Raw genomic sequence first — 23,489 nt, 5'->3', positions numbered from 1 at the left:
TCCTCAGCTTGTCGGCAGCCAGGTGTGGCTGTCGCCCGGCTTGAGCTGCCGGGAGCGTCCGTAGCAGCGGACTTCGATGGCCGGTCCTGGCTCGGGATCGACAGTGAGCGTGACGGCCGCGCTCGAGATCTCCGCGACCAGACGGCGGCCGCGGTAGCGCAACGCCATCCCGAGCGTCCCGAGCTTGGACGGCCAGTGGGGGCGGAAGCGCAGTACGTCGCTGGTCGTGGTCAGCCCGGTGAAACACCGCTGGATCAGGTCGGCGCTGCCGGCCATCGCCGCGAGGTGGATGCCTTCGGCGGTGGTACCGGTCCGCACCGCGTCGCCGGCGTCGCTGTGCAGTGCCTGCTCCAGGAAGGTCAGCGCGTGGTCCGGGTCGAGCGTCGCCAGCCCCCAGGCGTGGACGAGTGCGCTGAGCGTCGAACCGTGGCAGGTGCGTGCCAGGTAGTACTCGACGGTTCTGCGGACGACGGCGGCGGACAGGGGATAGCCGAGCCGATCCATCAACGCGGACAGGTCGCTGTGCGGCAGCAGATAGAGAAGCATCAGGACATCGGCCTGTTTGGAGACCTGGTACGACGCCACGTCATGGCCTTCGGCCTCGAGGATCCGGTCGAGTCGCCGGATGTCGCCGTACTGCCGGCGGTATGCCGTCCAGTCGAGCTCGGCCAGTTGCTCGTAGCCCTCGAACTGACTGATGACCCCGTCGTGGAACGGTACGTACATGCGGCGGGTGAGTTCGTCCCAGTGGTTGCGCTCCTCCTGCCGCAGACCGAGGGACTCCGCGATTTCGATGCGCTGCCAGGACGGCAATCGGTCCAGGGCGCGTGCCGCGACGCCGAACAGCCAGACCGCCATCACGTTGGTGTAGGCGTTGTTGTCGACGGACGGGTGGAACTCGTCGGGGCCGACCACGCCACGGATCACGTACCGGTCGCGGCCCGCGTCGTACTCGGTGAGACCGGCGAAGAACCGGGCGACCTCGACGATGACCTCGGCGGCATGGTCGGACAGGAAGTCCTGGTCGCCAGTGATTTCGACGTATTGCCACATCGTGTAGGCGACCGCGAGCCCGATGTGCCGCTGCCGGCAGGACGCGTCCTCGGTCCAATGCCCCGACAGCGGGTTCAGGTGGATCCGCGCGCTCTCCTCGCGTCCGTCGCTGCCGGACTGCCAGGGAAACATCGCCCCGGGCAGGCCGAGTTCGCGAGCCGCCAGCCGGGCGGCGGGGAGACGGCGGCACCGGTAGCGCAGCAGGTCGCGGGTCAGCTCGGGCAGCCGGAGAGTGAGGACCGGGAAAACGAAGAGTTCGTCCCAGAAGACATGGCCGCGGTACGCCTCACCGTGCAGCCCGCGGGCCGGTACACCGGCATCCGTGTCGCCGCTGTGCGGTGAGACCGACTGCAACAGGTGGAAGATGTTCAGCCGGAGCGCGCCCAAGGTCCCGTCGTACGCCTCCTCGAGATCCACCTCGAACCGGCGCCACAGCTGGGACCACGCCAGTACGTGGGCCTCCAGCAGACCGGCGACACCCGGTGCGTTGTCGAGGGCGAGCCGGGTGGCCAGCTTCGGTTCGGAGATGCCGACGTCGCGGGAACCGTGGATCGCGGCGACCTTCTCGATGCCGACGACGTCTCCGGCCGTCACGTCGACCGACAGTTCGGCGTACGCCGAGGTGCCGTCGGTGGAGGTGCTCCAGAGCAGCGGAGATCCGTTGTGCGAGGCAACGGTTCGGGTGCCGACGGTGACTCGGTGGCGGGACTGGCTGAGGGTCGCGGTGACCAGGAGATCGCCGTCGGCCAGTGGGCGGAGATCGGCCAGATGGCGGGCGCCGAGCTTGCGGTACCGTTCGACGCCGGAGTTCGTGACGTTGCCGTACACGCCGGAACCCACCCGCAGCCGGCCGGACCAGTTGACCGCCGTGACGGCGAGGGTCTGCCCGGCGAGATGCGGGTCGGCCATGCTGACGAAGCGACGCTCGACGCCGCGCAGTTCGCGGCCGGCCGCGTCCCGGAGCGTGAAGCGCCGGGTCACCACGCCGCGCCGGGCGTTCAGCTCGAGGCCGTAGTCGAGGACCTCGCTGTTGTCGGGGGTCCACCAGTCCCCGTCGCCGATCGCGACCGTGAGCGGCAGCCAGTCGGGTACGTTGACCAGGCTCTCGTTCTCGACGGTCGTTTCGCCGATCGTGTCGGTCAGCCGGTTGTAGTAACCGGCCAGGTACGTCCCCGGACAGTGGTGCTCGCCGCTCGTCGACCCCGCCCACGCCCCGCGCGTGGCGAAGTATCCGTTCCCGGCCGTGCACAGCGCCTCCCGCCGGCGCTCGTCGGCCGGGTCGTACCCGCTGAACGCGAGAATCCACTCCGGCGACGGGTTCATGTCCCTGACTCTGCGCCGCCGCTCGGTACTCGCGTAGAGCCGAAGGTCCCGTCGGCGCGGTCGGTTCGGCACGTGCAGTGGGTTGCCAGGGCCGCGAGCCGTCGGACGGTGCGGTAAGGCACTCACGGCGTGGTGCTGAAGCGGGCGGCGCGGCGATGGATGCGGTGGCCGGGTGGGTGCGGGCGCGACGTCGGCGCGGGCGCCGTCGCGCGGAAGAAGCGGCGCTTTCCGAGTTCGACGAGGGCCAGGTAGGCAATGACCATGGCCAGAAGCGTCAGGAAGAAGCCGCCGGGCAGGGCGGTGAATCCCAGGTCGCCGGCCAGCGGGGTCGCGGGCAGCAGGGCGCCGACGGCGACGACGGTCAAAGCGGCCAGCAGCAGCGGGACGCTGGGCCGGCTGCGGGTGAAAGGGCTGCGGCGCGTGCGGATGACGAACAGGACGAGGGTCTGGGTCGCCAGCGACTCCACGAACCATCCCGTCCGGAACAGCGCCGGGCCGGCGTGGAAGAGCTGGAGCATGACGAAGAAGGTGGCGAAGTCGAACAGCGAGCTGATCGGCCCGAAGACCAGCATGAACCGGCGGATCAGGCCGATGTCCCAGCGGGACGGGCGGGCGAGCTGCTCGGCATCGACCGTATCGGTGGGGATCGCCAGCTGGCTGCTGTCGTAGAGCAGGTTGTTGAGCAGGATCTGGGAGGGCAGCATCGGCAGGAAGGACAGGAACGCCGACGCTCCGGCCGCGCTGAACATGTTGCCGAAGTTGCTCGACGTACCCATCAGCACGTACTTGACGGTGTTCGCGAAGACCCGCCGCCCCTGGCTGACACCGTCGGCGAGCACCTGCAGATCCTTCTCCAGGAGTACGACGTCGGCGGCGTCCTTGGCCACATCGGCGCCCGAGTCCACCGCGATGCCCACGTCGGCCGCGTGCAGCGCCAGCGCGTCGTTGACGCCGTCGCCCAGGAACGCCACGTCCAGCCCCGCGTGCCGCTGTGCCCGCACGATGCGGGCCTTCTGCTCCGGGTCGACGCGCGCGAAGATCGTCGTCCGGGCGACCACCTCGTCGAGGTGCTCGTCGTCGAGCGCGTCGAGATCGGGACCGGTCAGTACGTCGCCGGCCGGAAGGCCGAGGTCGGCGCAGACGCGGGCGGCCACGGCCGGGTTGTCGCCGGTGATCACCTTGACCGCGATCCCGAGCCGGGCGAGCTCGCCCAGGGCGGCGCGGGCGGTGGTCTTGGGTGGGTCGGAGAAGACCAGGAATCCCTGCAGACTCAGGCCCCGCTCGGCGTCCGGGCCGAGCTCGGGAACGCCGTCACGGGTGGCGACGGCGATGACCCGGTGGCCGGCCTCGAACTCGTGCTGGAGCTGGTCGAGAGCCTCAGGCGGTACGGCGGCGCAGCGACTCAGTACTGCCTCCGGCGCGCCTTTGGTGATGAGCAATCCCTGATCGGTCAGCACGGAAACCAGACGGCGGTCGTGGTCGAACGGCAGGACTCCGGCCTTCGTGTACCGGCGTGCTTCCGCTACTGGTGCGCCCGGCGCGGACCAGAGGGCGGCGTCGAGCGGGTTGCCGTCGGGGATGTCGCAGCACACCATGCCCAGCAGCTGGACCTGAGCGCCGTCCGGTGCCAGGGCGCGCATGAACTCGATCCGGCCCTCGGTCAGGGTGCCGGTCTTGTCGGTGAACAGGATCTCGATGTCGCCGAGGTCCTCGATGCACACCAGCCGTTTGACCAGAACCTTGCGCCGAGCCAGCAACCGGGAGCCGGACGCGAGGCTCGTGGACACCACCGCGGGCAGAAGCTGGGGTGAGATCCCGACCGCGATCGCGAGCGAGAACAGCAGCGCGTCGAGGATCGGCCGGTGCAGCGCGAGGTTGACGGCGAAGATGCCCACGGTCAGCACCGCGGCGACCTTGACCAGCAGCATCGAGAACCGCCGCAGGCCGCGCTGGAACTCGGTTTCGGGCTGCCGCTGTCCCAGGCCCACCGCGATCCGCCCGAACTCGGTACGGCCACCGGTGGCGACCACCACGCCCCGGCCGACGCCGGCCGCCACGACAGTACCCATCCAGGCGCAACTGGTCAGCTCGGCGAGACCGCTCTCGGCCGATACCGGCTCGACCGTCTTCGTGACCGGCAGCCCTTCGCCGGTCAGCACCGACTCCGAGCACTCGAGGTCGTCGGCCGCCAGCAGGCGCAGGTCCGCGGGTACCACCGCCCCGAGGCGCAGGATCACCACGTCACCAGGGACCAGATCCACCACGTCCACCGAGACGCTCGCGCCGTCGCGGATCACCAGGGTGTGGTGGCGCATCTGATCGTGCAGGGCCTCGGCGGCCCGCTCCGCTCGGAACTCGTTCACGAACCCCAGGCCGACGGACGCGAACAGGATGGCCCCGATGATCACCGCGTCGGTCCGTTCTCCCACGAAGAACGACGCGACCGCGGTGACCGCGAGCAGCAGGAGCAGCGGCGACCGCAACTGACGGACCAGGACCAGGAATGCCTGCGCATGATGGGTTCGGAGCGCGTTCGGGCCCACTACGGCACGGCGGCGGGCGGCTTCAGCGCTGGACAGCCCGCCGTGCGTCGTACGCAGCCGGTCCAGCACTTCCGGCACCGCGAGGGCACCGGCCACCCGCCCCGTCAAGGCGGACGGCTGAGCCACCGTCGAGATCGTGGCCACTAGCGCGCGGCCGACGCGGTGGCCGTCATGCACACCACATCCGGTAGAAGACGTACCCGCGGGCCTTCAGGGTGCGGAGGATGGTCGGCAACGCGGCGACGGTCTGACTGCGGTTACCGCCGCCGTCGTGCATCAGGATGATCGATCCGCTGTGTACGTTGCCGAGCACGCGCTGGACGATCGCCGATGTACCGGGACGCGACCAGTCGCGAGGATCCACCGTCCACAGCCGGATCTGCTTGCCGAGCAGCGCCGCGCGGCCGCGGACCCTGCTGTTCACGGCACCGTACGGCGGCCGCAGGCATCGTGGCGTGTAGCCGGTCTGGTTCCGGATGTACCGGTCGGTGGTCTGGACCTGGTACTTGAACGTTGCCCACGACACGTACCGCAGATCGGGATGCGACCAGGTGTGGTTCTGCACGCTCATGCCCCGCAGATACGCACCCCGAGTCAGCCACGGGTACCGGGCGACTTGTTGGCCGACCTCGAAGAACGTGGCGTGGACGCCGTACTGGCGCAGGATGTTGAGGATCTGTCCTGTGTACGGATACCAGGGCCCGTCGTCGAACGTGAGGTACACGTACTTGGTGGTTGTGGCCGCAGCGGTCGTGGTGGCGGTGCTCGTCGATGCGCCGGCCGGCTGAGCGGCGAAACCGAGTGACGCCACCAGGGCGAAGAGCACGGCGATCAGCGTGACCCGGGTGCGGCGAAGATTCATGACAACTCCCCAGAAGCTAGAAGGAACGGCGATAGCCGGCCGCGGTCGTGAGGCGGGCGGTCGCCATGTCCAGTGCCGCCTGCCGGGGTGTGGCACCGGCGGTTACCCGGCCGAGCCACTCGGTGGTCGCCGTCCGCAGCCGCTCGGCGATGTCGGTGAATGCCTGCGTGGCGGTCAGGCCACGACTCTCGGCGGCGGCGCAGATGACGCCGCCGGCGTTCGCGATGATGTCCGGCACGATCAGGACCCCACGGTCGCGCAGGGCCTGCTCGGCCGCACCGGTCGCCGGGATGTTGGCGCCTTCCAGCACGATCCGGGCCCGCACCTGTCCGGCCGTGACGCGATCGAGTACGTCGGGTTGCGCCGCCGGGATCAGGACGTCGCACGCTGTCCCGAGCAGGTCGTCGCGGTCGATCGCGGCGCCACCCGGGAACTCGGCCGGCGAGTGGTCCTGGCAGAAGTCGGTGAGCTTGGGAATGTCCAGGCCGTCGGGGTTCGCTACCGCGCCGTCGATGTCGGAGACCGCGATCACGCGTGCTCCGCGCTGATGCAGCCGCAGGGCGGCGTGCCGGCCGACGGCGCCGAAGCCCTGGATCGCGATCCGGGCGCCGTCGAGCCGCAGCAGGCCGTGCTCCTGAAGTACTTCGGCACAGACGGCGAGCCCGTACCCGGTGGCACCGAGGACGTCCAGCGGGATCCCGCCCAAGGCGGCCGGGCGTCCGACCGCTCGGCCGATCTCGTCGTGCACCCAGGCCATCGCGGTTTCGTCGGTACCCATGTCCGGTCCGGGCAGGTAGTCCGTGATCCCCGCGATGCAGGTCGCGAAGGACCGGATCAGCGCCTCCCGCCGGTCCGCGGGCAACCCGGGCGGTGCCGCGATCCCGGACTTCGCACCGCCGTTCGGCAGCCCGACGGCCGCGCTCTTCAACGTCATCCCACGCGCCAGCCGGACCACCTCGGCGGGCGTGACCTCCGCCCGCATCCGGACCCCGCCGATCGCCGGGCCGAGCGTCGTGTTGTCCACCGCCACGACGGCCGGGACTCCACCGGCCAGCCGCAGGATCGTCACCGACCGCGGCCCCAGCTCGTCCGTCGGCCAGTCCGGCCACCCCACTACTTGTTCCATGGCTCCGAACCTTCCGGGGTAACTCGGGTGCCGAGTGTGTCGTTCCAGTGCCGCCGCGGGGTGTGACCGGCGCTGTCCGCCGGATAGCCGCAGCGGAGGATCAGTTGTGGCCAGCTCCGGCGCCCGATCAGCGTTCGGACCTGGTCGCGGAGATCGGTGTACTCCAGCGCCTGGTTGAGGAACGAGGCGGTGAGATCGTGAGCAGTTGCTGTCAGCAACAAATGCTGCAACGCCATCCCGGCCAGGAGCCAGCCGTGGCTGTCTTCGGCCGGCGTGCTGAGCACCGCGACCGCCGCCTTGGTCTCGAAGCTCGCGCGACCGCGGTCCGGTACCTCGAAGCCCGCGGCCAGATCACGCACCGAGGCGGGTGTCTGGGGGAGCGGACCGAGCGCCGCGGCGGGTACGCCGTCGTCGTCGCGCCGGCCGCCGATCCACTGCATCCGTTCGTGCAGCCGGTCCTCGTCATGAACCTCACGCTCGTCGGCATCGTGGATGATGCGCCCGAGCTGGGTCCGTCGGGTGCCGTCGAGCCAGTCGAGTTCAGCCTCCTCGGCCTGAGCCGCCACGGTGAGTTCGTGCCGTAGTACGGGCGGCATCGGGACAGCGAGCAGCGGGCCGCGGTACGTGTGCCGACGGGTGATTTCGCCGTACAGCGAACTGAGGCCGGGCACCGGGACCCTCCGGCCGGCCAGGAAGATCCGCAGCGCGACGGCCGGCCGCGCGGGATCGGGCTCGAGCGCCAGCGTGGTCTCATGGCCGAGCAGGGCCGCCGCGACGCGCAGGTTGAAGGCCGCGGCGCCGAGGCCGATGCGGCTCATCCGTCCACCCGGGTCCGCCACCGGCAGCGCGCGTTCCGGATCGCGCAGTACGTCGATCACCGGCCCCTGGATCTCGAACTTCCAGGGCTGGGTGTTGTGCATCGACGGGGCATGCGCCGCCGCGGTGAGCAGGATGCCCACCTCGTCTCTCGTCAGGTACTGCGTCGTACTCATGGCCGCTCCTTCCGCACCATGACCGCAGCGTCTCGCCCCCTGGACCAGCACCGTCAGCGGCAACAGTCCCGAAGCACCGGGCCCTAAGGCCCTGAGCCCGATCGAGCCGGATGCAGGACTTTTGGCCCTGCCAGGTCCTGGCGCCGGCTGCTTGACTCCGAGCAGGGAGGGGAGGCTTCCGATGACCGCACAGCCCGCGCCGGGTACGGCCGAGGTCGAGACGTACTATCTCGACGGCCGATGGCACACACGTCGTGGTGACTCCGAGAAGCCGTTCGCGTCCGGGGTGAGCCGGGAGCGGATGATCGCGATCGGCGTCGAGGTCGCCCGCTGGAACGGGTTCCGGCACGTGATCCGCGACGTCGCGGGCAGCGTCGTCGAGGTCAGCAGCTACGACACTCGAGCCGCGGTCCGCTGAGATGTGTGTGGGGATCGTCGGGCGGGTGGTCGAGCTCGACGCCGATGCCTCGCCCGTGGCACCCACCGGCACGGTCGAAACGACGGAGGGGCGCCGGCAGGTGTGTTTCGTGTATCTGCCGGATGCGGCCGTCGGCGACGTCGTGCTGGTGCATGCCGGGTACGCGCTCGATCGGCTGGCGGACGACGACGAGGGGATGCGATGACAGGCTCCAGAGGACGTGGGATCGCACTGGCGTTCGCGACGGCGCTGATCAGCGGGGTGTCGGTGTTCGTCAACTCGTACGGCGTCCGCGCCGTCCGGGACGCCACGGTGTACACGACCGCGAAGAACCTGGTCGCCGCCGTCGTACTGGTGCTGTTGCTGGTCGGTACCAGCACGTCGAGACCTGTGCTTCGGCTGCCCCGGCGGTCGTGGCTGGGCTTGCTGGCGATTGCCGTCATCGGTGGGTCGGTGCCGTTCGTACTGTTCTTCAGCGGCTTGGCGCGGGAGTCGTCGGTGCATGCGGCGTTCGTGCAGAAGACCCTGGTGGTGTGGGTGGCGGTGCTCGCCGTACCCCTTCTGGGTGAACGGCCCGGAGTCCTGCACTACGCGGCGATCGGCCTCTTGCTCGTCGGGCAGGCGGCGCTCGGCGGTGGATTGTCCGGGTTCCGCTTCGGCGGCGGGGAGTGGATGATTCTCGCCGCGACGTTGCTGTGGGCCGTCGAGGTCATCCTGGTGAAGCGGATGGTCGGCGGGATTCCGCCTGATGTCCTTGCGGTGGCACGAATGGGGCTCGGCGTTGTGCTCCTGGTCGGCTGGGTGTCGGTGAGCGGGCATTGGGCGGCGTTGACAGCGCTGACGACGGAAGGCTGGCGCTGGGCCTTGCTGACCGGGATCCTGCTGGGCGGGTACGTTGCGACGTGGTACCGCGCGCTGGCGCTGGCACCCGCGGTGGATGTGACCGCCGTGCTCGTGGTCGCCGCCGTCGTCACGGCAACCCTCGATGCGGTCGTCAACGGCACAGCCGTCACGCCACAGACCGTCCTTGGCATCACACTCCTCGCGGCAGGTGCCGGGCTGGTCATGGGCGCACGGTCCCGCCGTACGACGGCACTGGCCCGATGACTCCCGGGCCGTTGCTGTTCGCAAGGTACGCCTATCCGCCGAACTCCATGGGCTACTGCGGTCCGGGCGACTCCGGCGAGCTGCTGGAGTACGCCGGCAATGGCGTCGTCGACCGTGGTCTCGCGGCGATCGCGCACCGGTTCCTCGGAGCCTGGCCGTACCTCTCGCTGATCGCTGCCGCGTCCGGCCGGCAGCCACTCGACACGGACGTCGTCGAGGCGTACTGGGTGGGCAATCAGCTGCTCCGCAACGTACCAGGCGCTTTGCTGGCGGCGCATTTGAGCGACCGCTTCGGCCGCGGCCTCGCGGCCGCGCGCACCGACCCGGTTCAGCTGGCGCTGCTCGGTGGGCGACCGCATCACAACTTCCATGTATTCGCGGTGTATCCGTGGACCGGTCTGTTGCGGGCCGGCCCGGCGGCCGAGCCGTTGCGGGTGCTGAACAGCTGCCGCATCTCCTGGGGGACTGTCACCGCGGTCGACGGCGAGATGGCCGACGTCCGAGTCCGCCCGTTGCTGTACGACCATGGCCGACTCCGGCTCGGCGAGCCCGCCGTACAGCGGATGCTGACCGGTTCACGCGGCTACCGATTGGCGTACGACGTACAGCCCGGTGATGTGGTGTCACTGCACTGGAACTGGATCTGTGACGTCCTGTCGGACACCCAGGCATCCGAGCTGTGCAAGGCGACGATGCGCGTATTCAGGCTGGTCAACCACGCTCTCGGCCGGCCATCCGTCGGCAGTGCACTCGAACCGGTGATCAGACCCGCCGTGGGGCTTTCGGTCCGGGGCTCCGGGACCTTCGTCCCTAGTGCCGCGGGCACTGCCCGCTATGTCATGAAGACACAGGGGGACGCTTCGGCCTCGCGGGGCGCCGACGACGGCGGCGCCGCGGGGCCGGACGTTTCCCTGGCCGACCCCTGAGACGGAGCTGATCATGAAGCCGGACGAGATCGTCGTCGGTGTGGACGCTGCCTGGCGCAGGTCGGGAGCACTCGACTGGGGACTGCACGAGGCCCGCCTTCGCCGGCGGCCACTCCGGGCGGTACACGTCGTGGACGAGTCCCTGCGGAGTGACGACTTCGCGCCGATCAGGCTGGACGGCCAGGTGGTCAGGCCTTCGCCGATCCCGAGGAACGACCGTCGGCTGGTCGACGAGCTCGAAGAGTACCTGGCCGGCGCCGACCCGGCACTGGACCTGGCCGCCGACCTGATGATCGGAGCCCCGGGTCATCGGCTCGCGGAGCGGAGCGCGTCGGCGGGCCTGACCGTCGTGGGGCGGCGCGGTATCGGCGGCTTCGCCCGGTTGCTGATCGGCTCCACGTCGGAGTCCGCGGCTGTCCACGGTGACGGCCCGGTGGTCGTCGTACCGAATGGCTGGCAGCCCGCCAAGCACGCGAGCGCCCCGATCGTCGTCGGCGTGGACGATCACGACCAGAACGACGCCGCGCTGGAGTTCGCGTTCGAGATGGCGGCCGTACATCACGTACCGCTGTGGCTCGTGCACGCGTGGGAGGTACCCGCTCCGTACACGTGGAACGCCCCAGTCGCGAATGGCATGCGGGAGCAATGGGAGCAGGCCGCGCGGCAGTGGCTGGACACGGTCGCCGAGCAATGGCATCAGAAGCATCCCGACGTCGACCTGCGGCATGAACTGCGGCAGTCGCATCCTGTCGTCGCGCTGCTCGACGCGGCGGACGCGACCGGCACCCAGCTGATCGTGGTCGGTGGCCGCCGTCACCGGCTGCCCGGTTTGATGATCGGCTCGGTCGCCCGGGGCGTACTGCACCACGCCACTGTCCCGATCGCCGTCGTCCACGAACACCGCGCCACTGAGCCGAATCCCGGCCAGTAGCGCGGTGGGCTGGCGGTGCTCAGCGCGACACCGTCGCCTGGTCCCGCGTGAGTGTGGTCGCGCCGGATTCCACCAGGGTCCCGAAGGACCGGCGGTAGTGGTGGCCGCACAGGTACAGGTCGACCACGTGGCTGGTGCCCCGCGGGCTTGGTAGCAACACCTTGACCATTGGCGCGGCGGAGCAGCAACAGGCCCGCTCCGGCCAGCCGCCGACGCATTCGGTCTCCTGGCCCGTCCGGCCCAGGACCTCCTTCTGTCCAAGTCTCATTTCCCCCAGCTCCTCGTCATCCGGTCTTGTCCTTCGACCGTATGAAGCCCCGATCCCCGAAAACAGGGCCGTTCCACCCCTCTGCCAAAGGACCTTCGTTTCCCCCGGCGGTGACCTTCATCCACCGAATGTCAGAAGCTCGCCGTGACCGGACCTCCCCTGTCGCTTTCGCTCCCTTTTGTCGATCACGCCGCGTGCGCTGCCCGCTGCCCTGGGGTCAGTGGTTGATCGTGGAGGTGAGGCCGTTGAGGCTGTCCGCGGCGGGCCGGGACGCGGATGCGGCTTCGCGGTTCAGGAAGGTGCCGAGTTCGCCGATGGTGCTCATCAGTGGGGCCGGGAAGACGACCGTCGAGTTCTTGTCGACACCGATCTCGACCAGGGTCTGCAGGTTGCGCAGCTGCAGCGCGAGCGGATGCGCCATCATCGTGTCGGACGCCGCACCGAGCGACGCGGCGGCCAGGGCCTCGCCTTCGGCCGCGATGATCTTGGCCCGCTTCTCCCGCTCGGCTTCGGCCTGCCGGGCCATCGCCCGCTTCATGGTGTCGGGCAGCTGGATGTCCTTCAGCTGGACCAGCGTGACCAGTACGCCCCAGTCGGTGGTGGTCTGATCGAGGATCTCGCGGAGGTTCGCGTTGATCACCTCGGTCTCGGCCAGGGCTTCGTCCAGGGTGTGCCGGCCGACGACGCCGCGCAGGGTCGTCTGGGCGATCTGGTCGATCGCGGCGGCCACGTTCTCGATCGCGAGCACCGACTTCGCGGCGTCGACGACCTGGTAGTAGGCGACCGCGGAGATGTCGACGCTGACGTTGTCCTTGGTGATGATGCCCTGCGACTGGATCGGCCGGGTGACGACCCGCAACGAGACTTTCCGCAGTACGTCGGCGAACGGGATGATCAGCCGCAATCCCGGTTCGCGCACCGCCTTCAGCCGGCCGAGCCGGAACAGGACGCCCTTCTCGTACTGCGTGACGATCCGGACGCACGACAGCAGCAGTAACAGTAGTGCGACGACGATGACTCCCGCGATGATCATTTCCGGTCCCTTCGACGGTGCTGACACCCCCAGATTTGGTGCCGGAGTTCCGGTTCGGCAGGGCCGTTCGGCCCTGGAACGGTAGGCCGGCGCAAGGCAGCGTGTGTGGTCAAATACTCGTGGTGTGACCTTGGATTTCGGTGCCGGGAAGGTGCCGGGAGAGGATCGCTGATGCTGGGGGTTTCGCTGCTGGGGGGCTGGCTGCCGGTGGTCGCGCAGATCCTCGCGGCGGGGGTCCTGCTGCTGGCGATCGGGTGGCGCGATCGGCGCTGGCGAGTGCGTTGGCTGCCGGTCGCCGGTGTGCTTGCCGTCGTGGCGACGCTGATTCTGAAGCGCGAGAGCGTGGCGCTGCTGGGGATCACGGACCCACTCCCCGCCACTGTCTGGATCTGGGCCGGGTGCGCGATCGGCGCGGTCCTCGTCCTGGTCCTCGGCTGGCGCTCCGCCAGATGGTGGCGACGCGGCACGGCCCTCCTCGCCGCCCTCCTCGCCGCGTTCGTCTGCGCCAACGGCCTGAACCAGTTCACCGGGTACTACCCGACGATCGGCGCCGTCTGGAACGACTGGACACATACACCACTACCCGGCGTGACCTCGATCAGCAGCATCAAGCACCAGCCACCAACCGACGGGAAAATACTTGCCGAGGGCAAGCTGGTCGCTGTCACGATCCCGTCCACCCACTCCGGCTTCCCGCACCGCGAGGAATACGTATACCTCCCACCCGCCTGGTTCCGCGGCCCGGCCTTCCGGCACACACTCCCCGTAGTCGAACTCATCGGCGGCGAACGCGGCGGACCCCCCGACTGGGTACGCCTCGGCAACGCCCCGCAAACCGCGAACACCTACGCCGCACAACACAACGGCTACGCCCCGATCCTGATCTTCGCGGACGCCACCGGCGGCTTCTCCAACGACACCGAATGCGTCAACGGCCCCCGCGGCCAAGCCGAAGACCATCTCGTCAAAGACATCCCCAACTACATCACCAAAACCTTCGACACCACCACCGACCCCAACCGCTGGGGCATCGCCGGCTTCTCCATGGGCGGCACCTGCGCACTCAGCCTCGTTGTCGAACACCCCAACACCTTCCGCCACTTCGTCGACATCTCCGGAGACCTCACCCCCAACAGCGGCAACCCCACCCAAACCCTGTCCGACCTCTACGGCGGATCGACCAAGGATCGTGCGCTGCACGATCCGCAAACCGTCATGCGCACCCACGGCCCCTACACCGGCGTCTCCGGCCTGTTCCTGGTCAGCAACACCGAGACCATCCACATCAGAGAGGCGGGTGACCTGTCCCGCGCCGCGGCCAAGGTCGGCATCAAGACCCAGCTCATCATCTCGCCGGGCAGCCACGTCTGGCAGTTCGCGGCGCCTGCCTTCGCCCAGGCGTTTCCACAGTTCGTCAGCCAACTCACCCCGAACGCGCCGCCCAATGGCACCGTCCGGTAGCCGGCCTGGCCGGCCGGAGAACGTCAGCCGCGCCGACGAGCGAGTCGTTTGACCAGCGGCAGGAGTACGGCGGCGGCGATCAGCGTCAGGCTCACTGCTGTCGCGTAGCGGTCGATCAGCAGGACGACGTCGACTGCTCGCTGGCCGAGCTGGTGGCCGATCGCCGCGACCAGTCCGGCCATCAGCGCGGTGCCGGCGAGGTCGAGGAGCAGGAAGACGGTCAGCCGCATCCCGGCCCAGCCCGCCATCGCGTAGACCACCGCGGTGGGTACGCCGGGCAAGACGGCCAGTACGACGGCCGCGCGGACGGTCCAGCGATTCAGCTCCGTGGCCCGGCCGGCCAACCGCAGGGCGCGCTGGCTGGTGGTGAACATCCGGATGATGCCGAGGCCCCAGCGCCGGCCGGTCCACCAGGTGATCCAGTCGAACTTCGCCATGCCCGCCGCGCCGACGGCGACGACCACCCACAGCGGTGTGTCGCCGACCCGGGCGAAGGCAGCGGCGGCGCCGATCGCGGTCAGATCGCCGGTGAGGAACTCCAGGAGAATCGGGTGCGAGGCAAGCAGGAACGGCTTGACCGGCCGCAGCGCCAGCCCGAGCAGGACCACGCCGAGGATCGCGCTCATCAGCGCGAAGTCGACCGGGCCCGCGCTTCCTTGCCAGGGCACCACCCGGCGCCATCGGGCGGCCGGCGGCGAGTGCTCCGAGTCGGTCATCGTGCCCCCGGGGATCTCGTTCTCGAACAGTGGTGTTCAACTTAGCCTAGCACGAACTCGGACAGTGATGTTCTGTTTACGCGGGACCCGGCGGCCGCGTCCGTCCGGGTCCATCGGCTGCTCCGCGCGGGTCCTTGGTCCCTAGGGTCGCGGCCCGTTGCCTCGGACCATCCGGAGTACAGGCCGGTGTACGGCCGGATAGGGGAGGAAGGCAACGACATGAGGGTGAGCAAAAGGATGGGGCAGGCAGCGGTCGGGCTGTCGGTGTTGCTGGTCGCGGGGTGCGGTGGTGGCGGTACGTCGCCGTCGTCACAGCCGTCCGCGTCCAGCTCTCCCCCCGCGTTGAGCGTGAGTTCGTTCGACCTGTCGTTCGCGGCGATGTCGAAGCTGACGTCGACCACCGCGGCGGGTAAGGGAAAGGTCGGCGTGATCCTGCCGGACACCACGTCGTCGACGCGATACATCGACTTCGACGCGCCGTACATCGAGAAGGCACTGAAGACGGCGGGCTACTCGGCCGGCGACTACAAGATCGACAACGCGCAAGGGGTCGACGCCACCGAGCTGGCGCTGGCGCAGGCGGACATCGCCCAGGGCGCGTCGGTGCTGATCTTCGACCCGATCGACAGCACCGTCGGCGCGCAGGTTCAGGCGTACGCCGCGTCGCACGGTGTCGCGCTGATCAGTTACGACCGCGCGACCTTCACCGGGACGAACACGTACTACGTCAGCTTCGACAACGTCCAGGTGGGCAAGCTGATCGGGGCCGGATTCAACGCCTGTGTGAAGGACTGGCACGTGACCGCGCCGAAGGTGTTCCAGCTCGACGGTGGTCAGGACACCGACCCGAACGCGGTGTCGTTCGCACAGGGGTACAACTCGAAGATCTGGGGGACCGAGACCACGCCACTGCCGGCCGGTACGAAGAGCAGCACCGGCTACACGCTGATCGGTGACAAGATCACGCCCGGGTGGGTGAACGCCGTCGGTGCGACGATCTTCACGCAGCAGTTCACCGCGCACCCCGAGATCAACGCGACCGTCGAGGCCAACGACGGACTGGCGAACGCGGTGGTCACGGTCCTGAAGAACAAGGGTGTCGGGGCGAAGAAGATCCCCACCACCGGTCAGGACGCCACCATCCAAGGCATGACCAACATCCTGCAGGGTTACCAGTGCGGTTCGGTGTACAAACCGATCTACCTGGAGGCGCAGGACGCGGTCGCGCTGGCGACGTACCTGCGGGCGAAGCAGACTCCGCCCGCCACGCTGGTCAACTCGACCACGACGCCGCCGAAGGGCGTGGCCGGGAACAAGCAGCCGGCGTCGCTGCTGACCCCGGTGTGGGTGACGTCGGCCAACTTGGCCAAGACGGTCATCAAGGACAAGTTCATCGATGCCAAAGCCCTGTGCGCGACGGTCAGCGCGTCCGTTTGCACGGCCGCGGGCATCACGCCGTAGCGATGAGCACATTGCTGAGCCTGCGCCGCATCTCCAAGAGTTTCGGTGCGGTGCAGGCGCTGACCGATGTCGATCTGGAGGTCCCGGCGGGCCAGGTGACCGCGTTGTGCGGTGACAACGGCGCCGGCAAGTCGGTGCTGATCAAATGCATCGCCGGGATCCACGAACCCGATCACGGGGAGATCATCTGGGCCGGGCGGCCGGTCCGTATCCACAGTCCGCGGGACGCGGCCGAGCTGGGGATCGAGACGGTGTACCAGGACCTGGCGCTGGCCGACAACCTGGACATCGTGCAGAACATGTTCCTCGGCCGGGAGAAGTTGCGGCACCGGCTGCTGGACGAGGACGAGATGGAGAAGGCCGCGGCCGGCACCTTGCGCGAGTTGGGCGTGACGACGGTCAGGTCGATCCGCCAGCCGGTGGCCTCGCTGTCCGGTGGGCAGCGGCAGTCGGTCGCGGTCGCCAAGGCGGTGATGTGGCACTCCAAGCTGGTGATCATGGACGAGCCGACCGCCGCGCTCGGGGTCCAGCAGACCGCGGTGGTGCTGGATCTCGTCCGCGCCCTGCGCGCCCGTGGTCTCGCGGTCCTGATCATCTCGCACAACCTGAACGACGTCTTCGCGGTCGCGGACCGGATCGCCGTGCTGCACCTCGGCCGGATGGCCGCTCAGGTGCCGGCGGCAACGGTCGACCGGCAGCGCGTCGTCGAGTACATGACGACCGGTGTCGTGCAGAGAGGGGACGGCAATGCCGAAGGATGACCTCGGCGCCGCGGCGGACCAGACCGCGGCCGAAGTGAGTCCGGCGCTGGTGCCACCCAGCGTCACCGCACAGACTCTTCGCGAGTACGGCAGGGCCCAGGTCGCCCGGCTGAAGGGCGGCGAGAGCGGCATGCTGCCGGTGCTGCTCGGCCTGCTGGCGATCGTGATCGTGTTCCAGGCGGTCAGCCCAGGGCATGTGTTCCTCTCCGCCGGCAACATCGTGAACCTGTTCCTGCAGAGTGCCGTGTTCATGGTGCTCGCGATGGCCGAGACGTTCGCGCTGCTGCTCGGCGACATCGACCTGTCGACCGGGTACGTCGCCGCGCTCGGTGGCGTGATCGCCGTGCAGCTCGTCCAGCCGGCGACGACCCACTGGCCGTGGTGGGCGGCGATCGCGGTCGCGCTACTGGTGTGTGCCGTGATCGGCGCCGTCCAGGGCACGCTGATCACCCGGCTGCATCTGCCGTCGTTCATCGTGACGCTGGGTGGGCTGCTCGTGTTCAACGGCGTACTGCTGATCGTGCTCGGCTTCGGGCCGTTCTCGGGCTATCCGAGCCTGAGTGGCGTCGGGCCGAATCTGAAGGCGCTGTACGACCTCATGTGGGGGCACGTCACGCCGGTACAGGGCTGGATCGCGCTGGCGCTGGTCGTGGCGGTGTTCGGCGTCAACAGCTATCGCCGGGACGCGCGCCGCCGCCGGAACGGGCTGGTCGCGCCACCGGTCGGCGTCACGCTCGCCAAGGTCGCGGTGGTCGCCGTTCTGGGTGCGGCGGTTGTTGCCGTGTGCAACGTCAACCGGGCCGCGCTGGGTACCTTGCAGGGTGTTCCGTGGGCGTTGTTCATCGTGCTCGGGGTACTGGTGTCGTGGACCGTTCTGCTGCAGAGGTCGCGCTTCGGGCGCTACGTGTACGCCATCGGCGGGAATCCGGAGGCTGCTCGCCGGGCGGGTGTGAACGTGCCGGTGATCCGTACGTGGGCGTTCGTGTTGTGCTCGGTGACCGCGGGCGTCGCCGGTCTGCTGTACGCGTCGTACCTGGGCGGCATGTCCAACAACGTCAACGGCGGCCAGCTCGTCCTGTATGCGGTGGCGGCGGCGGTCATCGGTGGCTCCTCGTTGTTCGGCGGCCGTGGCAAGGCGGTGCACGGCATCCTCGGTGGCCTGGTGATCGGAGGCATCTACAACGGCATGTATCTGCAGGGCCTGTCGGTGCAGTGGGAGTTCATCGTCACCGGTCTGGTCCTCGTCGCTGCCGTCACGGTCGACGCGGTGTCCAGGCGCGGCCGTGCCTGACCCGAACGCCGAGGGTCTGCAGTCCGCCGATCACGGCCGGTACGTCGTCACTGGACCGTGGGACCATCCGATCTACACTTCGAACAGGAGTGTGAGGGCGATGGTTGACGTCTGGGAGCCGTTCAGTCCGCCGGCCGCGTTGCGGCGGCGCGAGATGCTGGGTTGGCTCGGTTATCTGCAGGCGGTCGGGCCGCGCGTTCCGGCGGTGGACGCCCGGTCCGGGCCGGTTCCGGTGCTGACGGTTCCTGGGTTCCTGACGGGTGACTGGTCGATGATCCCGTTGGCGCGGCACCTGCGCCGCTCCGGGCATGCCACGTTCACCAGCGGTATCACGGTGAACTCCGGCTGTACGGAGATGCTGGTGGAGTCGCTCGAGCGGCGTCTCGAGGACGTTGTCGCCGCGGCGGAGCGGCCGGTGGTGGTCGTCGGCCAGAGCCGCGGTGGAACGCTCTGCCGGATGGTGGCGGTACGGCGGCCCGAGTTGCTGGCCGGTGTGGTCACGCTGGCGTCTCCGCTGCTGCACCAGCTCGCGACCACTCAGGCGCTGGTGCATCAGGTCCAGCTGATGGCGAGGCTGAACGTCTGCGGCTGGCCGTGGCTGCTGACGACGGACTGCCTGAGCGGCGGCTGCGCGGAGCGGACGAGCGCGTTGCTCGAGTCGCCGTGGCCGGCCGGCCTGCCGTTCGTGTCCCTGTACTCGCGCCAGGACGCGGTCGTGGACTGGCATGCGTGCCTGGATCCGGCCGCCGAGCACATCGAGGTCGGCGGTACGCACAACGGCATGGGTACCGACCGCCACGTCCAGCGCCTGCTCGCTGCCAAGGTCCGGTCGTTCAGCGCGCGAACTTGATCAGCAGTGCGAGCTCGTCGCCCATCCAGGCGGCGATCCGTTGGACGTCGGGGACCTGGTGGCGGTCGGCGACGACGCCGATCGAGAGCCGGCCGTGGTAGCTCAGCACGGTGACATTCAGGCCGAGGCCGTCGGTGATACCTGCCAGCGGGACGATCGACTCCACCTTCGCGCCGGCCAGGTACAGCGGTTGCTGGGGCCCGCGGACGTTCGAGATGTTGACGTTCATCGCCGGTGTCAGCGGGGCCCAGGTGTTGAGGCGGGTGAGGAACTGGACGGTACGGACGAGGAACGCGGGCGGGACGATCCGGATCGTGTCGGTCAACGCGTCCGGCGCGATGGTGCCGAGGTCCCGCAGGGCGGACAGCATCGCGCGGTGCGCGACGCCGAGCCGGGCGGCCGGATCGTCGACGTCCGTCGGGATCGGTACGACGACGGCGCTGAGCTGATTGCCGTCCGGCCCCGAGCCGGGAGTCCGGAGCGAGACCGGCACGATCGCGGTCAGGCAGCGGTCGGGGAGCTCCGCGTGGTCGAGCAGCCAGCGGCGGAGCGCGCCCGCGGCGATCGCCATCACGATGTCGTTCACGCTGACCGCGAAGTGCTGCTTGACGCGCCTGACGTCGTCGAACGGCACGTCGGAGATGCCGATCCGGCGATCCGGGGAGATCGTCCGGTTGAACGAGGTTCGGGGCGCCCGCGGCATCGGTGTATGCCGGCGCCGGCGGGTCAGGAGGGCAGTAGTCGCTCCGATCAGACGGGCTCCGGGCATGGTGCCGAAGACCGGCGTCTCGTCCACGCCGGACAGCGCGGCGGGCAGTCCGGTCACGGCGCGGACCGGCTGGCGTACGACGGCACCCAAGCCACGCAACAGCATTGCCCCCATGCCCGGCGGATTCGCCGGCGGAGCTGATGATGATGATGAGGGTGGACGGCGGCGGGGGTGGGCCGTGGTGTCGGTCAGGGCGGCGACGATCCCGAGCGCCGACTCGGCGTCGGCGGCGGCGTGGTGGATCTTCGTCAGTACGGCGGCCCGGCCGCCGCTCAGGCCCTGGATAAGGTACATCTCCCAGAGTGGGCGCGAGCGATCCAGCGGACGCGCGAAGATGCGTGCTACCTGCTCGCGGAGCAGTTCGTCGTTGCTGGGTTCGGGCAGTGCGATCTCCCGGACATGAAACTCCAGGTCGGCCTCGCACTCGATCCAGTACGGCCGGTCCAGCCCGAGCGGAACGCCGGCCAGCCGGCGGCGGAACACCGGCACCAGCTCCAGGCGCTCGCGCAGCAACGCGCGGAGCCGCTGGACGGTGAGTACACCGCCGGGGAGCGCGGCCGGGTCGATCGTGATGAGCGCCGCCGTGTGGGTACGGACGCGATCGTTCTCGGCGGCCAGGTACATCGCGCCGAGATCGTCGACCTGCCGCGCCGTCATGCCGGTTTCCGTACGCCGTCAGGCCGGACCGCGTCCTCTGGTAACCCGAGGTACCGGATCGGGTCCTCCAGCCGGTCGCGGAGCAGTTCGGCCGAGCGAGTGGCGTACAGACCGTCCTCGATCCGCTCGTCGAACGTCCAGCGCAGCGGGAGAATCTGCCGTGCTTCGATGCGCCCGTCGCGGACGACCGGCACCGGCCGGATCCTGCCGACCACCAGGAACAGTGGGCAATTGCCGTGTTCGTACAGGTGATGGAAAGCCGCGTCGGTCTTCAGGCTGCCGAGATTCGAGACCACGGCCGACGAGTACATCGGATCGGACCGGGTGATGGCTGACGGCAGGACCCCGCGTGCATCCAGCCAGTGGAACACCGAGACGGCGACGTCGAGCACCGGCGCCGGCAGCGCGAGGAAGTACTTCATTTCCTTGTCCAGATCGCCGATGCCGTGTGCGCGGGCCGCGTGAACCGCGGTCTCGAGGCTGCTGATCACGGTGGCGAGCGACTCGCCCGGTTCGAACCGGCGTTTGATCATCTCCAGCGGGGCGTCGTCCGAGAACTCCTTCATGGCCCCGAAGGACAGGTGGACACCGTCGCGGTCGTACAGCCGGCGGCCGGCGACGAACCGGTTCATCCGCGGCCGGGCGTGCAGCAGGCCGGCGAGTTCGTGCAGGACGAGGACGAACAAGCTCAAGTGCGGTCCGCCGGCCGCGTTCCAGCGTTCGACCCAGTCCCGCGCGGCGGCGATGTCGACCAGTTGCTCGAAGTACACCGCCGACTCGCTCCGGCGGCGCATGATGAACGGCATCATGGCCCGCTCGTCGGGAAGGCCGACGACGCGCCGGCCGTCAGATCTGGTCCACATGGCGTCCTCCTCTGCCCTCGATGGTGAACAGCCGCGAGGTGCCCGTGTAGGGCCGAAGGACCTGCCGATGAGCCTTTCCGTGACAGCGGATCCGGTGCTCACCGGTCGCGTCGCCGGGTACGACCCACGTGACGACGGCGAGTTGCCCGGTACGCGTCCGGCGCCAGCGGAACGTCGTGGACCAGTCGCCGTCGTCGGCGACAGGCTGCCAGCCGTCGGCAGTCCGGCGTTCGACCTCCAGATAGCTGCCGTTGCGGCGCAGGTCGTTGTTCGGGTACGCCGCCACGAAGATCGCGGTGACGGTGTCCCCGGGCCGGTACCGGCGTCGTGGTTCGAGCAGCACGTCGCCGAACTCGCGGCCGGCCGGTGCTTTGTCGCGGGGGATTCGCGGGCGGGCGGTGCGCGGTCGCCGTACGTCAGGTTCCGCGTCGCCGTACCGGATCGGCTTACCGTCCCGCATCGCGGTCGCGAGGTCACTGGCGGTTTGCTGGAGCGCGGGGAGGGTCCAGCGGCCGAAGAGCGTGCTGCCACCCTCGTACTGCTGCGTGTCGTACTCCTCCGGCGTGGTGATGTAGTGCAGGTAGCTGTTGCTGTAGCCCGCGACCAGCACGTCGGCCAGGTCGGCGCCGACGATCGCCGCGACGGTGCGGCGGAGCCGGAGCCCGGCGACGATCGTGACTTCGGCTGGTACGCCGAGGAGATACAGCCGCCCGATGCGCAGGAGCTGCACCGGAGCGCGCCGGGCCACGTAGTGCCCGCGGAGTCCGGCGACAACGAGCGCCTTCGGTGCCTGTACGTCGCGCAGTCCTGGCCGTCGGCTGTAGATCAGGCTGGAAACCCGGTCCCAGAAGGGATTCCGGCCCTCGTGGAAGCCGCGGAACGCCGGACCGTCCTCCTCGCTGCCGGCCAGCGCCGCCGCGCCGCCGATCGGCGGACCGGTGCGATGTACCCGGCCGTCACCGGTGAACTCAGGCCGGATCACGGCGTCGCTGAGGTCCACATGCGTCAGTCGGTAGTCGACGTCCTCCGTCAGCACCGTGCCACTCGTGGTCATCAGGCGGGCGGCGGCCTCGTACTGGCGCAGTCCGATGATCCGGGTGTTCTCGGCCTCGTCGCCGGTCGGACCGTGCCCTGGCCGCAGGTCGAGATTGGGGGTGAGGTCGCCCGCGTTGGTCTGCGCGAAGGCGGCGACGAAGTCTCCGGGCCGGCGGTCACGGTAGTCCACCCCGGCGACGAGACGCTCCCAGTGGTACGCGGCGTACCCCTTGTTGTCGCCGCTGATCAGGGTGTTCGCGTTGGTCATGCTGGTGTTGTGCACGGCGAACCAGTTGATCGCCGCGACCGGCGTACCGGCGCGGTCGATCCGCAGCACGGTGGTCTGCGGATCGACCGCGTCCGGGAACCGGTCCCGGTCCGCCGCCGGATTGTTGTCGAAGGCAACCTTCGAGCGGTTCGCGCTCGCGTCCCGCAGCTCGCCGTGGATCAGTGTCAGGGTGGCGGGGGCGAGGTCGTCGTGGGCACGGACGACGGCTTCGGTCATACCGTCGACGATCGCGGTGAACGTCTTCGGGCGGAAGCCGCCGGTGTTCGAGTGGTACAGGTGATGATGCGAATAGCCGCCGGGCGCGCAGTGGGTGTGGGTCGCGGTGACCATGGTGTTCTGCTCGGTGTACAGCTCCGCGTACAACACCCGGAGCCGATCGAGCAGCGCACGCCGGACGCTGTCGAACACCATCGGCAGGTCGTTGACGACGAGCAGGAGCCGGCGTTCACCGGTCGCGATCACGAAGGCGCGGGAGCGCAGCCGGAGGTGGATGCCGTCGCTGCGCTGGCTCGACTTGCCGTAGCCGAGCATGCCGGTGTCCGCCGGTTCGCCGGTGATGTCCGCGATCCCACGCCCGCAGGAGAACATCAGCGGGCCACGTACCCGCCGGCGACTCCCGTCACCGACGCGACCCGATCGTCAAGCCTGCCCATCTCGTACCCCTTCCGTACCCTCCCACCCTCAGCCCGCACGCCAAACCCGCACAGGGCCTTTGGTCCCAAGCTGCACCGCGGAACGGGCGGCGGGACTTTCG

The 23,489-nt window shown here is 69.3% G+C and carries 21 protein-coding genes; 10 read left to right on the top strand and 11 right to left on the bottom strand.

Translation table 11 applies throughout. From position 1 onward, the window contains the following. Window positions 1-3: 3 nt before the first annotated feature. The 5 genes from HDA44_RS08915 to HDA44_RS08895 all read right to left on the bottom strand — a co-directional run bounded on the left by HDA44_RS08915 (window position 4) and on the right by HDA44_RS08895 (window position 7,899). Window positions 4-2,376, bottom strand: a complete 2,373-nt coding sequence (locus HDA44_RS08915; protein ID WP_184832858.1) for a glycoside hydrolase family 65 protein — start codon at window positions 2,374-2,376, stop codon at window positions 4-6. Between the two features lie 122 nt (window positions 2,377-2,498). Continuing rightward, a complete protein-coding gene (gene mgtA, locus HDA44_RS08910; RefSeq protein ID WP_337905747.1) occupies window positions 2,499-5,045 on the bottom strand; it encodes a magnesium-translocating P-type ATPase in 2,547 nt (848 codons plus the stop codon). 43 nt (window positions 5,046-5,088) lie between these two features. After that, window positions 5,089-5,781 carry a polysaccharide deacetylase family protein gene (locus HDA44_RS08905; RefSeq protein ID WP_184832856.1) on the bottom strand — a complete coding sequence of 231 codons (693 nt, stop codon included), beginning with the start codon at window positions 5,779-5,781 and terminating at the stop codon, window positions 5,089-5,091. 16 nt (window positions 5,782-5,797) lie between these two features. Beyond that, entirely contained in the window at window positions 5,798-6,907 is a 1,110-nt protein-coding gene (locus tag HDA44_RS08900; protein WP_184832853.1) for a Glu/Leu/Phe/Val family dehydrogenase, read from the bottom strand. Then, on the bottom strand, window positions 6,895-7,899 hold the full coding sequence (locus tag HDA44_RS08895) for an Acg family FMN-binding oxidoreductase (RefSeq protein ID WP_184832851.1): 1,005 nt from the start codon (window positions 7,897-7,899) through the stop codon (window positions 6,895-6,897). The genes HDA44_RS08900 and HDA44_RS08895 overlap by 13 nt, the downstream gene beginning before the upstream one ends. Before the next feature lie 181 nt (window positions 7,900-8,080). Between HDA44_RS08895 and HDA44_RS08890 the strand changes: the two genes are divergently transcribed. From HDA44_RS08890 to HDA44_RS08870, 5 genes are read left to right on the top strand one after another with little or no spacing between them, the layout of a single operon-like run. Then, window positions 8,081-8,317, top strand: coding sequence for a hypothetical protein (locus HDA44_RS08890; protein ID WP_184832849.1), 237 nt, complete (start codon window positions 8,081-8,083; stop codon window positions 8,315-8,317). 7 nt (window positions 8,318-8,324) lie between these two features. After that, complete coding sequence (locus HDA44_RS08885) at window positions 8,325-8,522, top strand: HypC/HybG/HupF family hydrogenase formation chaperone (RefSeq protein ID WP_184832847.1); 198 nt, start codon at window positions 8,325-8,327, stop codon at window positions 8,520-8,522. After that, window positions 8,519-9,424, top strand: coding sequence for a DMT family transporter (locus tag HDA44_RS08880; RefSeq protein ID WP_184832845.1), 906 nt, complete (start codon window positions 8,519-8,521; stop codon window positions 9,422-9,424). The genes HDA44_RS08885 and HDA44_RS08880 overlap by 4 nt, the downstream gene beginning before the upstream one ends. Then, window positions 9,421-10,350: a DUF6390 family protein gene (locus tag HDA44_RS08875; protein WP_184832843.1), complete on the top strand. Its 930-nt coding sequence runs from the start codon at window positions 9,421-9,423 to the stop codon at window positions 10,348-10,350. The genes HDA44_RS08880 and HDA44_RS08875 overlap by 4 nt, the downstream gene beginning before the upstream one ends. 13 nt (window positions 10,351-10,363) lie before the next feature. Further along, entirely contained in the window at window positions 10,364-11,281 is a 918-nt protein-coding gene (locus tag HDA44_RS08870) for a universal stress protein (protein WP_184832841.1), read from the top strand. Between the two features lie 19 nt (window positions 11,282-11,300). On the opposite strand, the gene HDA44_RS08865 is transcribed toward HDA44_RS08870, so the two are convergent. Both HDA44_RS08865 and HDA44_RS08860 read right to left on the bottom strand, forming a co-directional pair. Beyond that, a complete protein-coding gene (locus tag HDA44_RS08865; RefSeq protein WP_184832839.1) occupies window positions 11,301-11,549 on the bottom strand; it encodes a DUF7455 domain-containing protein in 249 nt (82 codons plus the stop codon). 217 nt (window positions 11,550-11,766) lie between these two features. Next, window positions 11,767-12,582 (bottom strand): SPFH domain-containing protein, encoded by an 816-nt coding sequence (locus tag HDA44_RS08860; RefSeq protein WP_184832837.1) that lies wholly within the window; start codon window positions 12,580-12,582, stop codon window positions 11,767-11,769. A 171-nt stretch (window positions 12,583-12,753) separates the two neighbouring features. Between HDA44_RS08860 and HDA44_RS08855 the strand changes: the two genes are divergently transcribed. Beyond that, the gene (locus HDA44_RS08855) at window positions 12,754-14,043 is read left to right on the top strand and encodes an alpha/beta hydrolase (RefSeq protein ID WP_184832835.1); all 1,290 of its coding nucleotides are present in this window, start codon (window positions 12,754-12,756) and stop codon (window positions 14,041-14,043) included. 23 nt (window positions 14,044-14,066) lie between these two features. Here the strand turns inward: HDA44_RS08855 and HDA44_RS08850 are convergent, their stop codons facing one another. Further along, on the bottom strand, window positions 14,067-14,759 hold the full coding sequence (locus HDA44_RS08850) for a DedA family protein (RefSeq protein WP_184832833.1): 693 nt from the start codon (window positions 14,757-14,759) through the stop codon (window positions 14,067-14,069). Between the two features lie 237 nt (window positions 14,760-14,996). Between HDA44_RS08850 and HDA44_RS08845 the strand changes: the two genes are divergently transcribed. The 4 genes from HDA44_RS08845 to HDA44_RS08830 all read left to right on the top strand — a co-directional run bounded on the left by HDA44_RS08845 (window position 14,997) and on the right by HDA44_RS08830 (window position 19,122). Then, window positions 14,997-16,220 (top strand): substrate-binding domain-containing protein, encoded by a 1,224-nt coding sequence (locus HDA44_RS08845; RefSeq protein WP_184832831.1) that lies wholly within the window; start codon window positions 14,997-14,999, stop codon window positions 16,218-16,220. 2 nt (window positions 16,221-16,222) lie between these two features. Continuing rightward, complete coding sequence (locus HDA44_RS08840) at window positions 16,223-16,981, top strand: ATP-binding cassette domain-containing protein (protein WP_184832829.1); 759 nt, start codon at window positions 16,223-16,225, stop codon at window positions 16,979-16,981. Then, window positions 16,968-18,272, top strand: a complete 1,305-nt coding sequence (locus HDA44_RS08835) for a sugar ABC transporter permease (protein ID WP_184832828.1) — start codon at window positions 16,968-16,970, stop codon at window positions 18,270-18,272. The genes HDA44_RS08840 and HDA44_RS08835 overlap by 14 nt, the downstream gene beginning before the upstream one ends. Window positions 18,273-18,372: 100 nt before the next feature. Continuing rightward, the gene (locus HDA44_RS08830; RefSeq protein WP_184832826.1) at window positions 18,373-19,122 is read left to right on the top strand and encodes an esterase/lipase family protein; all 750 of its coding nucleotides are present in this window, start codon (window positions 18,373-18,375) and stop codon (window positions 19,120-19,122) included. Here the strand turns inward: HDA44_RS08830 and HDA44_RS08825 are convergent. Genes HDA44_RS08825 through HDA44_RS08815 form a run of 3 tightly spaced genes read right to left on the bottom strand, consistent with a single transcriptional unit; the run spans window position 19,106 to window position 23,323 of the window. After that, window positions 19,106-20,548: a wax ester/triacylglycerol synthase family O-acyltransferase gene (locus HDA44_RS08825; RefSeq protein WP_184832824.1), complete on the bottom strand. Its 1,443-nt coding sequence runs from the start codon at window positions 20,546-20,548 to the stop codon at window positions 19,106-19,108. The two genes, HDA44_RS08830 and HDA44_RS08825, sit on opposite strands and share 17 nt — an antisense overlap. Next, window positions 20,545-21,411 (bottom strand): 2-oxo acid dehydrogenase subunit E2, encoded by an 867-nt coding sequence (locus HDA44_RS08820; protein WP_184832822.1) that lies wholly within the window; start codon window positions 21,409-21,411, stop codon window positions 20,545-20,547. The genes HDA44_RS08825 and HDA44_RS08820 overlap by 4 nt, the downstream gene beginning before the upstream one ends. Then, window positions 21,395-23,323: a neutral/alkaline non-lysosomal ceramidase N-terminal domain-containing protein gene (locus tag HDA44_RS08815; protein WP_184832820.1), complete on the bottom strand. Its 1,929-nt coding sequence runs from the start codon at window positions 23,321-23,323 to the stop codon at window positions 21,395-21,397. The genes HDA44_RS08820 and HDA44_RS08815 overlap by 17 nt, the downstream gene beginning before the upstream one ends. Between the last annotated feature and the right edge of the window lie 166 nt (window positions 23,324-23,489).

Source organism: Kribbella solani (assembly GCF_014205295.1).
Lineage (GTDB): Bacteria > Actinomycetota > Actinomycetes > Propionibacteriales > Kribbellaceae > Kribbella > Kribbella solani.
Note: the sequence above shows the minus strand (reverse complement) of the source record. Positions and strands in the feature narration are given on the sequence as shown.

What these genes read in the sequence shown, in the direction of transcription:
- HDA44_RS08915 (WP_184832858.1), bottom strand. Translation starts at nt 2,376, where the DNA reads ATGAACCCGTCGCCGGAGTGGATTCTCGCGTTCAGCGGGTACGACCCG.
- HDA44_RS08905 (WP_184832856.1), bottom strand. Translation starts at nt 5,781, where the DNA reads ATGAATCTTCGCCGCACCCGGGTCACGCTGATCGCCGTGCTCTTCGCC.
- HDA44_RS08900 (WP_184832853.1), bottom strand. Translation starts at nt 6,907, where the DNA reads ATGGAACAAGTAGTGGGGTGGCCGGACTGGCCGACGGACGAGCTGGGG.
- HDA44_RS08895 (WP_184832851.1), bottom strand. Translation starts at nt 7,899, where the DNA reads ATGAGTACGACGCAGTACCTGACGAGAGACGAGGTGGGCATCCTGCTC.
- HDA44_RS08890 (WP_184832849.1), top strand. Translation starts at nt 8,081, where the DNA reads ATGACCGCACAGCCCGCGCCGGGTACGGCCGAGGTCGAGACGTACTAT.
- HDA44_RS08880 (WP_184832845.1), top strand. Translation starts at nt 8,519, where the DNA reads ATGACAGGCTCCAGAGGACGTGGGATCGCACTGGCGTTCGCGACGGCG.
- HDA44_RS08875 (WP_184832843.1), top strand. Translation starts at nt 9,421, where the DNA reads ATGACTCCCGGGCCGTTGCTGTTCGCAAGGTACGCCTATCCGCCGAAC.
- HDA44_RS08870 (WP_184832841.1), top strand. Translation starts at nt 10,364, where the DNA reads ATGAAGCCGGACGAGATCGTCGTCGGTGTGGACGCTGCCTGGCGCAGG.
- HDA44_RS08865 (WP_184832839.1), bottom strand. Translation starts at nt 11,549, where the DNA reads ATGAGACTTGGACAGAAGGAGGTCCTGGGCCGGACGGGCCAGGAGACC.
- HDA44_RS08860 (WP_184832837.1), bottom strand. Translation starts at nt 12,582, where the DNA reads ATGATCATCGCGGGAGTCATCGTCGTCGCACTACTGTTACTGCTGCTG.
- HDA44_RS08855 (WP_184832835.1), top strand. Translation starts at nt 12,754, where the DNA reads ATGCTGGGGGTTTCGCTGCTGGGGGGCTGGCTGCCGGTGGTCGCGCAG.
- HDA44_RS08850 (WP_184832833.1), bottom strand. Translation starts at nt 14,759, where the DNA reads ATGACCGACTCGGAGCACTCGCCGCCGGCCGCCCGATGGCGCCGGGTG.
- HDA44_RS08845 (WP_184832831.1), top strand. Translation starts at nt 14,997, where the DNA reads ATGGGGCAGGCAGCGGTCGGGCTGTCGGTGTTGCTGGTCGCGGGGTGC.
- HDA44_RS08840 (WP_184832829.1), top strand. Translation starts at nt 16,223, where the DNA reads ATGAGCACATTGCTGAGCCTGCGCCGCATCTCCAAGAGTTTCGGTGCG.
- HDA44_RS08835 (WP_184832828.1), top strand. Translation starts at nt 16,968, where the DNA reads ATGCCGAAGGATGACCTCGGCGCCGCGGCGGACCAGACCGCGGCCGAA.
- HDA44_RS08830 (WP_184832826.1), top strand. Translation starts at nt 18,373, where the DNA reads ATGGTTGACGTCTGGGAGCCGTTCAGTCCGCCGGCCGCGTTGCGGCGG.
- HDA44_RS08825 (WP_184832824.1), bottom strand. Translation starts at nt 20,548, where the DNA reads ATGACGGCGCGGCAGGTCGACGATCTCGGCGCGATGTACCTGGCCGCC.
- HDA44_RS08820 (WP_184832822.1), bottom strand. Translation starts at nt 21,411, where the DNA reads ATGTGGACCAGATCTGACGGCCGGCGCGTCGTCGGCCTTCCCGACGAG.
- HDA44_RS08815 (WP_184832820.1), bottom strand. Translation starts at nt 23,323, where the DNA reads ATGTTCTCCTGCGGGCGTGGGATCGCGGACATCACCGGCGAACCGGCG.